This is a genomic window from Pseudonocardia pini (assembly GCF_013870575.1).
Classification (GTDB): Bacteria; Actinomycetota; Actinomycetes; order Mycobacteriales; family Pseudonocardiaceae; genus Pseudonocardia; species Pseudonocardia pini.
Genome location: NZ_JACBXB010000095.1, coordinates 1 through 11432, shown reverse-complemented (window position 1 = coordinate 11432; position 11432 = coordinate 1). Strand labels below are relative to the sequence as shown.

Genomic DNA, 11432 nt, shown 5'->3' with positions numbered 1-11432 from the left:
TGCGGTCGGACGGTGATAAGGATCCTGAAAGTCTCGCCCGAGGTCAACCGGGCCGCTGTGGCTGCGGAAACAGTAACCGATTCCCGTACCTGCGACAAGACGCGGGATAGTGCGAGAGCCGGCGCCGCGGCAGCCGCTCCTCGCGGACCGCGGCCCGCCGACGCGGCAGGCCATTAGGGATGCTCAATAAGACTCCGGCGGGCTCACGCGCAGCTGAGGACCGGCATCGTCGCCGACCGCGGGCCCGGGTCCGGCCGGAGCGAGGCGATGGGCACGCGAGGGACACCGAGGCACCCGCCCGCCGACGGAAAGAGTGGACACTTCCGATCGCCGTCCCGTGCACTAGGGTGGACGACGTCGCGCTCGGCGGCGCACCGATGGCGGTTGAGGGTAGTCATTCACCGCCCCCGGGCTCCGCCAACCCACCACGGCTCCGAGCGGGGAGAAGCCCTTGAAGATCCACATCGACACCGCCAAGTGCGCCGGTCACGCGCAGTGCGCCGCCAACGGCCCGGACGTCTACGAGCTCGACGACGTGGGCTACGCCCTGCCGTTCGACGGCGAGGTGCCCCCACACCTGGAGCAGCAGGCCCGGCTCGGCGCCGATGCCTGCCCGGAACGCGCCATCACCATCGAGGACTGACCGGCCGCAGGCGGCGCGCCGGTCACCGGTCCCAGCCGGACAGACCGGCCAGGTGCCTGCGCATCCGCAGTCGGGCGACGCCGCCGTCCCCGGCCAGGAGTGCGTCCACGATGTCCGCGTGGGCCGTCGCCACCTGGGCCGGGGTGTCGGCGGCGGTGTCGAGGTCGACCCCGGCGACCGGGTCGGGGCCGTACAGGCGTTCCCACAGCTCCTGCAGGATCCGCAGGAACACCGCGAGCACCCGGTTGCCCGAGAGCTCCGCGAGCTCGGTGTGCAGTCCGTCCGGGCCCTGCGGCCCGGCCGCGAGGCGGGCGGCGACCGACGGTTCCGTCCATCGCTTCGCGACGAGCCCCAGGACACCGATCTCGACGGCCTCGCGCACGGCCCGCAGGTCACCCGGTCCGACGCCGCGATGGTCGAGGTAGAGCGCGACGGAGTCGACGCTGGCGCCCACCCGCGGCGCCGCCACGAAGAACCCGCCGCCGGTCCCGCGCCTGGTGGTGAGCACCCCGTGGAACTCCAGGATGCGCACGGCCTCGCGCAGCACTGCCCGGTTCACCCCGAACCGGGCCATCACCTCGTACTCGGAGCCCAGCCGCCGACCGACCGGCCACCCGCTCGCCACGATCTCGTCGTAGAGGGCGCCGGCCACGCCCGCGGCCCGTTTCGACCCGTGCAGCACCGCCGGGAGCCGAGGTCGGCGGCCGTCCACCCGCGGGTCGAGCGCCGTCATCCAGCCACTGACGGCGTCGAGGTGGGCCGCGGTCGTCGCCTCGGCCCGGGGGCGGTCTCCCGAGACGACGGCGTCGGCGATCGCGGAGTGCCGCTCCTCGGTGGCGAGCTTGACGCGGTCGAGCTCGTCCTGCGAGATCGCCCGCCCCGTCGCGGCGAACCGGGTGCCGAGCCGGTTCAGGACCGCGACGAACAGCTCGAGGGCGGGATTGCCGGACAGCTTCCCCAACTCGACGTGCAGGGCGTGCAGGGCGGCGACACCGCGTTCGTCCCGCCGCTCGCTCTCCCCCTGCAGGATCCGGCGGATCCGCCCGATCCCGAGCTCGTCGACCCGGCCCGCGGCGAGCCCCGCGGCCAGCGGTTCGAGCAGGATCGCGGCCTCCAGGACCTCCTGGACGCCGAGGCCGAGGTGTTCGAAGTAGATGACCAGGGCCTGGGTGACGGCTCCGGAGTCGGGCGCACACACGATCAGTCCGCCGTTGCGCCCGGGTCGCATCCGCCCCGCGCCGTGCTGCTCCACGAGCCGCACGGCCTCCCGTAGGACCCCGCGGCTGACGCCGTAGTGCTCGCAGAGCCCGGGTTCCGACCCGAGGACCTCGCCGACGGGCCAGCCCCGGCGCATGATCTCGCCCTCGATCTCCCGGGAGATCCGGCTCGCCAGGGTGCCGGTCACGAGGCCCCGGCCCGCGCCGTCCGGCGGAGGGATCCACCGGGTCGTCTCATACCCCCGAGGCTAGTTCAGCCCCTGCCGAGGGGCAATCAATCAGTGATCGCATTGTGGCGGACTCCGCGCCGAGGTCGCGGGCCCTCCCGGAGTCTCAGGCGGGCGAGCGCAGGCCCGCCCGTCTTCGCCGCGGAGTAGGGCCGGCGTCAGCGCGCTCCACGCGGGCGCAACCCTCGACGGGTCGACGGATAGAGGATACTTTGCCCGGGGAGCGGGGACCCGACGACCGGGCCGCGGGACACACCACGGAGGGTCTCCATGACGGCGCAGCGCGTCCTCGTCACCGGCGGCGCGAGCGGGATGGGCGCCGGTGCCGTGCAGGGCTTCGTGGCAGCCGGCGCGCACGTCGTGTCCTGCGACATCACCGAGGACGGCGGGAGCGCGATCGCGACGGAGGCGACCGCGCAGGGCCCCGGCGAGGCCCATTTCGTGCCGTGCGACGTCGCGGACGCCGCGAGCGTGACCGCGGCCTTCGATCGCGCAGCCGAGCTGTTGGGCGGCCTCGACGTGCTGGTGCACGCCGCCGGGATCGCGCCCGGCTCCGCCGCCGCCGAGATCGACCCCGAGCAGTGGGACCGGATCTTCGCCGTCAACGCCAGAGGCACGATGCTCACCAACCAGGCCGCCCACCGGCTCTTCGCCGGGGCCGGGGGCCGGATCATCAACTTCGCCTCCGGCGCGGGAGCGCACGGCTACCCCGGCAAGGCCCACTACGCCGCGACGAAGGGCGCCGTCCTGGCCTGGACCCGCAGCATCGCGCACGAGTGGGGACCCGAGGGGATCACGGTCAACGCCCTCGCCCCCGCCATCGCGACCCCCATGTACGCCGCGACCCGCGCCTCGATGACCGCGCACCAGCTCGCCGCGCACGACGCCTCGCTCGGTGAGCGGATGGCCGTCCGCGGCGCGCTGGGGGATGTCCGCCAGGACCTCGTGCCCGTCCTGCTGTTCCTGGCGAGCCCGGGGGCCGGGTTCGTGACCGGGCAGCTCATCGCCGTCGACGGCGGCATGCTGATGGTCCGCTGACCGGGGCCGCCGCGCTCAGCGCTCGATGATCATCGGCAGCGAGTCGATGCCCGCGACGCCTCCGCAGTGCATCGGGACGTGGGCGCCCTCCGGGATCCGGTAGTGCGGGATCCGGCGGTGCCACTCCTCCATCGTCACCCGCAGCTCCAGCCGGGCGAGGTGGGAGCCCACGCACCGGTGCGGTCCCGCGGCGAACGCGATGTGCCGGTTCGGGCTGCGGCGTAGGTCCACCGTCAGCGGGTCCGGGAACTCGCGGGGGTCCCGGCACGCGCTGGAGGAGCTCAGCCACACCCGGTCGCCCTTCTTCATCGCGACGCCGGCGAACTCCGTGTCCTCCCGGACCGTGCGGGCGTCGTTGACGAACGAGTTCACGCGCAGCAGCTCCTCGATCGCGGACGGCACGACCGCCTCGTCGTCGAGGATCTGCTGCCGGTGCCCGGGGTTGCGGGCGAGGTGCCACCAGAACCAGCTGTGCGCGGACATGACGGTGTCCAACCCGGCCATGAAGAGCAGGAAGACCGAGCGCAGCACCTCCTCCCGCGTGAGCTGCTCGCCGTCGACCTCGCTCGCGATGAGCACGCTGACGAGATCGTCTCCAGGGTGCTCGGTCCGGTGGTCGATCAGCGTGGTCAGGTAGTCGTTGATCTCGATGCCCGCCTGCCGCTTGGCGTCGAGGCCCGCGCCGATCTGGGCGCTGTGCAGCAACGTGTTGTTCCAGGTCAGGAACTCGCGGTAGCGCTCGAACGGCAGGCCCATCATGTCGACGAAGATCTGCGTCGGGAACTTCTCGGCGTAGTCGGTGACGAAGTCGATCTCGCTCCGCCCGGAGTCGAGGATCCGGTCGATCAGCTCGTTGGCCAGGACCCGCGCCTTCTCCTCCAGGGCCCGGATCCGCTTCGGCGCGAAGACCGGGTTGATCAGCGCCCGGTACTTGGTGTGGACCGGCGGGTCGAGCTCGATGGGGAGCAGCTTGTGACCGCCGTACCCCGGGCCGCCGGGCAGGCCCGTGGGCGAGGACGAGAAGAGCTCGGGGCGCTGGAACACCTCGCGCTGGTCGGCGTAGCGGGTCACCGCCCAGAAGCCCTCGTACACGGGGCTGTAGAAGACCCGGTACCGCTCACGCAGCTCGTCCATGAACCCGACGGGGTCGCTCGTGACGATCGTGTCGTTGTGATGGTCGAGGCGGTGCACCAGGTCGTCGGGGACGTGCGCGGGCACGTCCACCTCCTCCGGCGGGCGCTCCGAGGCGGGTGCGGTCATGGCGTCTCTCCTGCCTGCGAGATCGTGGTTCGAGGGTCGCTCAGGGGCACGCTGGCGAGGACGGCGTCGACGTCGGCGGCAGGACCGCCGAACCACCGTCGCAGGACCTCTGCGCGTCCGATGTGGAGGCCGCTGTCGTGCTCCCACGTGTAGCCCATGGCACCGTGCACCTGGACGACCGCCTCGCCGTTGCGCGCCGCGGCCTCCGCGGCGAGCGAGCGTGCCCCGTGCGCCAGGCCGGGCAGGTCGGCCTCGACCTTGCCCCCGCTGTCCAGGGCCAGCGCGGCGTAGACGAGGTGGGCGTCCGCGGCCTGCGTCCGCATCCACATGTCGGCGCAGCGGTGCTTGATCGCCTGGTAGGTGCCGATCGGTCTGCCGAACGCCTCGCGGGTGCCCGCGTGCTCCACGGCCATCTCCGTGGTCCGCTGGGCGCTGCCCACGAGGGCGGCGGCCGAGAGCAGCAGCCCGCGCAGGTACACCGGATCGGCGTCGGCGGGCAGCACGGCGAGGGGCGCGACCTCGAGCTCGGCGACCAGGGTCGAGATCGTGGGGTCGACGGACGGGACCGCGGCGGACCCGTCGGGGGCCGGGACCAGCACGGCGACCTCCGGGGTGACCACGACGAGCACGTCGGCCCGCTCGGGGTCGAACGAGGCGAACCGCCCGGACACCCGTTCGGCGGTCACGGTCGCGGCCCCGGGCACGGGCTCGGCCCAGGCGGCCCGCAGCGTGCCCGAGAGCAGCCCCTCGGCCTGGGAGTCGGCGCCACCGAGGACGGCGATGCGGGCCGCGAGCACCATGGGGAGCAGCGGACCGGGCGACACGGCCCGGCCGATCTCCCGGAAGACCGCGATCTCCTCCAGCAGGCCGTACCCGGCCCCGCCCCGGGACTCGGGCAGCCCGAGCCCGAACCAGCCCAGCTCCGCGGCCCGGCCCAGCAGTGCGGCGTCGACCACGGCACGGCCGTCGGCGACCGCGTGTGCCTGGTCGGGGCCGAGCCGCTCGGTCAGGAACTCCCGGGCCAGCGCCGTGATCTCGGCCTGGTCGGCGTCGGCAAGGACGTCCATGGTGCTCCCTTATCGAGGAAGGCCGAGCACGCGCTCGCCGACGACGTTGCGCTGGATCTCGGCGGTGCCCGCGCCGATCGTGCTGGCGAAGTGCCGCAACCAGTGCCCGGACCAACCCTTGCGCCAGTGGGCGACGAACGCGAGGCCCTCGACCCCGAGTACGTCCATCGCGGCCCGGCCCAGTCGCTGGTTGGCCTCACCGAGGTAGAGCCGCATCATCGAGCCCTCGGGGCCCGGGGCACCGGTGCGTTCGAGGGTGGAGATGCTGCGGTAGGACAGCGAGCGCAGTGCGCCGGCGACGGTCTTGAGGTCGGCCAGCTGCCGGGCGACGCCGGCGTCGTCGAGGGCTCGGCCGGTGCCGCGCGGGCCCGGCCGCGACGCGGCCTCGACGACGAGGGCGTCCACGGTGCGCTCGAAGGACACCTGGTCCGCCATGAAGGCGGTGCCGCGTTCGAGGGTGAGCGTCGACATGGCGACCTTCCACCCGTTGTGCAGCCCGCCCACGACGTTGCCCAACGGGACCCGCGCCTCGTCGTAGAAGACCTCGCAGAAGTGCAGGTCGCGGGCCATGGTCTTGATCGGACGGACGGTGATGCCCGGACTGCGCAGGTCGATCAGCACCCAGGTGAGGCCCTTGTGCCGCGGCCGCTCCGGGTCCGTGCGGACCAGGCAGAAGTGGAAGTCGGCGATCTGGGCGTAGGAGCTCCAGATCTTCTGTCCGGTGACGACGAGCTCGTCTCCGTCGACGACGCCGCGGGTCCGGAGCCCGGCGAGGTCGGATCCGGCCTCGGGCTCGGAGAAGCCCTGCGACCAGACCTCCTCGCCGCGCAGGATCCGGGGCAGGTGCGCGGCCTGCTGCTCCGGCGTGCCCTCGATCGTGAGGGCGGGGCCGCCGTAGTTGACCGCGGAGAACAGGCTGCCGATGTAGGGGGCGCCCGCGCGGGCGTACTCCTCGTGCCAGATCAGCTGCCGGACCGTCGACAGGCCGAGGCCGCCGTGCTCGGTCGGCCAGCTGACCCCGGCCCAGCCGCCGTCGAACTGTCGGCGCTGCCAGGCGGAGTCGAACTCGCGCATCTCCGGGCCCTCTTGGGGCCGGGGGTCGCGCGGGACGTTGGTCGCGAGCCAGTCGCGGGCCTGCTCGCGGAACCGCTCGTCCTCGGGGGAGAACGCGAGATCCATGGTGCTCCTGTCGGGTCGTGTCGCTCGGGGCTGCGCAGACACCCCCTAGCGCCCGGTCCAGACCGGAGGCCGCTTCTCGGCGAAGGCCCGCGGACCCTCCGCGGCGTCCGCCGACCGCCGGTTCCGCGCGATCTCGTCCGCGGTCAGCTGCCACGCCTCGACCTCGGCCGGGATCCGGCCGTCGCGGATCCCGAGCGCGATCCGCTTGCTCGCCTGCACCGCCAGCGGCGCGTTGGCGGCGATCACCCCCGCGAGCTCGAGCGCGGTGTCCAGCACCCGCTCCGCGGGCACGACCCGGTTGACCAGGTTCAGCTCGAGGGCCCGGGAGGCACTGATGGGCTCGCCGGTCATGACCAGCTCGAGACCGACGCGGTGCGGCAGCTGCTCCACGATCCGGAACGCCCCTCCCGCGCCTGCGATGAGACCCCGCTTCACCTCGGGCAGCCCGAAGCTCGCCGTCTCGGCCGCGACCACCAGGTCCCCCGCCAGGGCCAGCTCCGTGCCGCCGCCGACGGCCGTGCCGTTCACCGCGCAGATCGTCGGCGTGCTGATCGGGTGCGTGGCCCAGCCCAGGAAGCCCCAGTGCTCCCGGCCGGGCGGCAGGATCGGCTCGCCCCGGGAGATCGCCTTCAGGTCCGCCCCCGCACAGAACGCCTTGTCCCCGGCCCCGGTGAGGACGACGGCCCGGATGTCCGGGGCGGCGTCCGCCTCCTCCAGCAGGTCGCCGACGACCAGGCACATCTCCTGGTTGACGGCGTTGCGGGCCTCGGGCCTGTTCAGAGTGACCAGCAGGACGTGGCCGCGGCGCTCGGCGAGCACCGGCCCGTCCGTGATCGGCGTGCCTGCTGAGACCGCGTCGTGCACGGCCTCGGTTCGTGTGGTGTCGGTCGACATGTCCCGTCCTGGTCGCAGCGGTGCGCGGTCGGCAGCCTAATCGTTAACTGTTTGACGTACAAGCAGCCGAGGCCGGAGCCGGTGGTTCGCCGCACCCCTCCCCCGGCCCTCCCTCGCGGGCGCCGAGGCCGACCGTCGCCGGTGCCGCCTCAGGCCCGCGCCGGGACCAACGCCCGGCGCGGCGCCTCCACCTGGGCGTCCGCCCAGCGGCGGGCGACGGTGATCGGGAGCGAGCCGAACCCGTGGACGACCCCGTCCAGGTTGTGCAGCTCGACGGAGACCCCGGCCTGCAGCATCCGCCAGGCGTAGACGATCCCCTCGTCCCGCAACGGGTCGAGCTCGGCGGTGAGGACGAACGAGGCGGGCGGACCGCCCAGGTCGGCCACCCGTGCCGGGGCCGCGTACGCCGGGTGCGGAGGAGTCCCGGTCCCCGAGGGCGAACCCGCCGCCGTGCACCACGACGACGACCGGCAGCGGACCTTCGGCCTCCCGCGGCCGGTGCACGGTGACCGGGAGCGGTTCCACCGGTTCCGCTAACGGTATAACGTGCGACACACGCGGCGCCGGCGCCGCGCCACCCCGACATCGACGTTCCGGAGGCAGAAGTGCAACTCGAGCTGTCCGCTCTCCACCCGTGGGCACACGGCGTGACCCGCCCCGAGGGCATCGCCGAGGCCCCCGACGGCACCGTCTGGGTGAGCGACAAGGGGACGGCCGCCGCCCGGGTCGACGAGGACGGCACGATCCATGCCCTCGGTGATGCCGGCGGCGAGCCGAACAGCCTCAACTTCCTGCCCGACGGTCGGCTGCTGATCGCCGACTTCGAAGGGCACCTGCAGACCCTCGACACGGCGACCGGAGCGGTCGAGTCGTTCGTGGACTCGGTCGACGGCAGGCGGGTCACCCACAGCAACTACGCACTGGCCGACGCGAACGGGTTCGTCTGGGCCACCGAGTCGACGAGGTTCGAGCACCCCGGCCCGGACACCATCCCGCAGATGCTCGGCAACCCGGACGGTTGGCTGTTCGTCCGCCGCCCGGACGGCAGCGCGGAGATCCTGGCCGAGGGCCTCGCCTTCGCGAACGGGCTCGCGCTGTCCAACGACGGCAGGCACCTGTTCGTGGCCGAGACCTTCACCGGCCGGATCAGCCGGGCCGAGATCCGGGCCGGTGGCGGCATCGGTCCGCTGGAGGTGTTCTGCGAGATCCCCACCGACGGTCTCGAGGCGCAGTACATGACCCCGGGTCCCGACGGCATGGCGTTCGACGAGTCCGGCCTGCTGTGGATCTGCGTGTACAACCGCAACGCCCTCGCGGTGGCGGACCAGGACGGCAAGGTCGAGACCGTGGTCGCCGACCCCGAGGGCACCGTCTTCGGCTGGCCCACCAACCCGGTGTTCGTCGGGCCCGATCGCCGCACGCTCGTCGTCGGGGCGATCAGCCAGCCGTTCGTCACGCGCACCCGGGTCGAGACGCCGGGCGCACCGCAGCCCTACCGGATCACCACGCCCGCGGCGGGATAGGGCGTGTCCTCGCCCGCCCGCGCCACGGTCGAGCTGAGGGCCCGACCGTGGCTCTCGGGCCTCGCGTTCCCCGAGGGCCTGCGCTGGCACGCCGGCAGGCTGTGGTTCTCCGACATGGTGGGCCGCGCCGTCCACACCGCGCTCCCCGACGGGACGTCACGAGTACTGACCGAGGTGCCGGGGCGCCCGTCGGGGCTGGGTTTCGGCCCCGACGGGTCGCTGTGGGTCGCCTCGATGCGCGGCAGGCGGGTGCTGCGTTACTCCGGCGGCACCGATCCGGGCGGCGACCTCCGGGTCGTGGCCGACGCCCGGCCCGCGGGCTGGCGAGCACTCAACGACATGCTCGTCGATCCCGCGACCGGCCACGCCTACGTCGACGGCTACACCGACGACGACGAGGCCGGAGCCGTCCTGCTGGTCCGGTCCGACGGGAGCGTCGAGACCGCGGCGGAGCTCGCCTATCCCAACGGTCTCGTCCTCCTCCCGGGCACCCGGGAGCTGGTCGTGGCGAGCACCGTCGGCGCCGAGCTCCGCTCGTACCTCGTGCGAGACGACGGACGGCTCGACCCCCACGGCGTGTTCGCGCCGCTGCCGGGCCGCAGTCCCGACGGACTCGCCGTCGACGCCGCGGGTGGCGTGTGGACGGCCTGCTACACGACCGGCGAGTTCGTCCGGGTCGAGCGCGGCGGCGCGGTCACCCACCGGGTGGACGTCGGGGCGGACTGGGCCGTGTCGTGCGCGCTCGGCGGTCCGGACGGCGTCACCCTGTACCTGGCGCGGGCCAGGACCACCCGCGACCGCTACGACGCCGGGGACTCGGACGGCTGGGTCGACGTGGCCACCGCACCGGTGCCGGCACCCGCCTGAGCCGAGCCGCGCCCCCGGGATGGCTCCCGGGGGGCGCGGCTCGCCGCTCAGCTCTCCTTCGTCAGACCGACGTAGCGCAGGTCGAAGATGCCCTGGTAGTCCGCCCGACCCATGCTGTCGACGCCGACCACCCGCTTCGACGTCTGGATCAGCGACGGGACCTTGTTGAGGTACAGGTCGAAGGCCTGCTCGTTCGCGATGGTGGACGCGCTCTGCAGGACCTGGTCCCGCTGTTCCTCCGACAGCGCGGGGTCGAAGGCCTGGGCGACCGCCGCGGAGAACTCGGCGGGCACCGGCCCCGGGAACGCGGAGGGCACGAGGTAGTTGCGCGACAACGTCGTCGCCGCGGTCTCGTAGCCCACCCGGACCTGCATGAACGAGTCGTACTCGGTGTCCGGCTTCCACTGCTGGAGCGCCTGGATCGGGTCCATCGGCACCAGGTTCACGGTGATCCCGACCTGCGCGAGCTGGGCCTGCACGGCCTGGGACATCTCCGTGACCGGCGAGTACGACGGGACCAGCATGGACATGGTGAACCCACCGGCCAACCCGGCCTGGGCGAGCAGGTCGCGGGCCTTCTGCTGGTCGTAGGTGTAGGGCATCGGCGGGCTGGTGAGGTGACCCGCGTAGAGGTCGGACAGCGGCTGGTCGGCGGCGGGGGTCTGGCCGTCGAGCAGGGCCTTGCTGATCGCGTCGCGGTCGATCGCGAAGTTCATCGCCTGCCGGACCCGGACGTCGGACAGGTGCGGCCGGTTGGTGTTGAGCCGCACGGGCTGCATCTGCCCCGACTTCGCGTAGACGGTGACCGGGTAGTCGTCCCCGAGCCGGGTCGCCACGTCGAACTGCTGGGGCTGGAGGAGGGTGAAGTCCGACTGGTCCCCGCGCAGACCGTTGATGCGCGCGTTCGGGTCCGGGATGCCCTTGATCTCGAGCCGCTTCACCTTGGCCGCCTCGGGATCCCAGTAGCCCTCGCGGCGCTCGTAGACGACGCCGTCGTTCAGGTTCACCTGGGTCGCGACGTACGGTCCGGAACCCTCGGGAGCCCGGTCGAGATCCGGTTTGGTCAGCGCCTTCGGGTTGATGATGCTGCCGTAGCCGGTGGACAGCACGTACGGCAGGTCGGCGGCCGGGCGGGTGGTCGTGACGACCAGCGTCCGCGGGTCCTTCGCCTCGATGGTGTCGATCATCGCGAGCTGGCCCTTGGCCGTGGACCCCTCGACCGTGCGGGCCCGTTCGAGGCTGGCCTCGACCGCGGCCGCGTCGACCGCCGAGCCGTCGGAGAAGGTGGCGTCACCGCGCAGGTGGAAGGTCACGGAGCGGGACGCGGGGTCGAACTCCCAGGACTCGGCCACCATCGGGGCGAGCTCGGCACCGGCGGACGCGTGGACCATCTGGGTCAGCCGGTCGTAGACCGGCGAGATGTACGGGAACTGTCCGGTCTCCGACGCCGCCTTGTGCGGGTCGAGCGGCATGGCCGGGATGACCCAGGTGACCCGCAGGGTGGCGTCCCGGTCCAG

10 protein-coding genes and 1 pseudogene are annotated in these 11432 nt (G+C 73.0%); 4 read left to right on the top strand and 7 right to left on the bottom strand.

Going from position 1 to position 11432, the window contains the following annotated elements; genetic code table 11:
• Nucleotides 1-451: 451 nt before the first annotated feature.
• Complete coding sequence (locus H5J29_RS08675) at nt 452-643, top strand: ferredoxin (RefSeq protein WP_181780401.1); 192 nt, start codon at nt 452-454, stop codon at nt 641-643.
• Nucleotides 644-665: 22 nt separating this feature from the next.
• Here H5J29_RS08675 and H5J29_RS08670 read toward each other — a convergent pair whose 3' ends face one another.
• Nucleotides 666-2048 (bottom strand): FadR/GntR family transcriptional regulator, encoded by a 1383-nt coding sequence (locus H5J29_RS08670; protein WP_181780400.1) that lies wholly within the window; start codon nt 2046-2048, stop codon nt 666-668.
• A 309-nt stretch (nt 2049-2357) separates the two neighbouring features.
• Between H5J29_RS08670 and H5J29_RS08665 the strand changes: the two genes are divergently transcribed.
• Entirely contained in the window at nt 2358-3125 is a 768-nt protein-coding gene (locus tag H5J29_RS08665) for an SDR family NAD(P)-dependent oxidoreductase (protein WP_181780399.1), read from the top strand.
• A gap of 15 nt (nt 3126-3140) precedes the next feature.
• Here the strand turns inward: H5J29_RS08665 and H5J29_RS08660 are convergent, their stop codons facing one another.
• The 5 genes and pseudogenes from H5J29_RS08660 to H5J29_RS08640 form a co-directional block, all read right to left on the bottom strand.
• A complete protein-coding gene (locus H5J29_RS08660; RefSeq protein ID WP_181780398.1) occupies nt 3141-4385 on the bottom strand; it encodes a cytochrome P450 in 1245 nt (414 codons plus the stop codon).
• Nucleotides 4382-5452 carry an acyl-CoA dehydrogenase family protein gene (locus H5J29_RS08655; protein ID WP_181780397.1) on the bottom strand — a complete coding sequence of 357 codons (1071 nt, stop codon included), beginning with the start codon at nt 5450-5452 and terminating at the stop codon, nt 4382-4384. Before H5J29_RS08655 ends, H5J29_RS08660 begins: the two co-directional genes overlap by 4 nt.
• 9 nt (nt 5453-5461) lie before the next feature.
• Nucleotides 5462-6631, bottom strand: coding sequence for an acyl-CoA dehydrogenase family protein (locus tag H5J29_RS08650; RefSeq protein ID WP_181780396.1), 1170 nt, complete (start codon nt 6629-6631; stop codon nt 5462-5464).
• Nucleotides 6632-6676: 45 nt separating this feature from the next.
• A complete protein-coding gene (locus H5J29_RS08645) occupies nt 6677-7525 on the bottom strand; it encodes an enoyl-CoA hydratase-related protein (protein WP_181780395.1) in 849 nt (282 codons plus the stop codon).
• 149 nt (nt 7526-7674) lie between these two features.
• Nucleotides 7675-7929, bottom strand: a pseudogene (locus H5J29_RS08640) (alpha/beta hydrolase fold domain-containing protein); the annotation flags it as partial.
• A 201-nt stretch (nt 7930-8130) separates the two neighbouring features.
• Between H5J29_RS08640 and H5J29_RS08635 the strand changes: the two are divergent.
• Nucleotides 8131-9048: an SMP-30/gluconolactonase/LRE family protein gene (locus H5J29_RS08635; RefSeq protein WP_181780393.1), complete on the top strand. Its 918-nt coding sequence runs from the start codon at nt 8131-8133 to the stop codon at nt 9046-9048.
• 3 nt (nt 9049-9051) lie between these two features.
• Nucleotides 9052-9915 carry an SMP-30/gluconolactonase/LRE family protein gene (locus H5J29_RS08630; RefSeq protein ID WP_181780392.1) on the top strand — a complete coding sequence of 288 codons (864 nt, stop codon included), beginning with the start codon at nt 9052-9054 and terminating at the stop codon, nt 9913-9915.
• A gap of 47 nt (nt 9916-9962) precedes the next feature.
• On the opposite strand, the gene H5J29_RS08625 is transcribed toward H5J29_RS08630, so the two are convergent.
• The coding region (locus H5J29_RS08625; protein ID WP_181780391.1) for an ABC transporter substrate-binding protein at nt 9963-11432 on the bottom strand (1470 nt) is incomplete at its 5' end.

Excerpts from the sequence above, each read along its gene's own strand:
- H5J29_RS08650 (WP_181780396.1), bottom strand. The coding sequence starts at position 6,631 with ATGGATCTCGCGTTCTCCCCCGAGGACGAGCGGTTCCGCGAGCAGGCC.
- H5J29_RS08660 (WP_181780398.1), bottom strand. The coding sequence starts at position 4,385 with ATGACCGCACCCGCCTCGGAGCGCCCGCCGGAGGAGGTGGACGTGCCC.
- H5J29_RS08645 (WP_181780395.1), bottom strand. The coding sequence starts at position 7,525 with ATGTCGACCGACACCACACGAACCGAGGCCGTGCACGACGCGGTCTCA.
- H5J29_RS08655 (WP_181780397.1), bottom strand. The coding sequence starts at position 5,452 with ATGGACGTCCTTGCCGACGCCGACCAGGCCGAGATCACGGCGCTGGCC.
- H5J29_RS08665 (WP_181780399.1), top strand. The coding sequence starts at position 2,358 with ATGACGGCGCAGCGCGTCCTCGTCACCGGCGGCGCGAGCGGGATGGGC.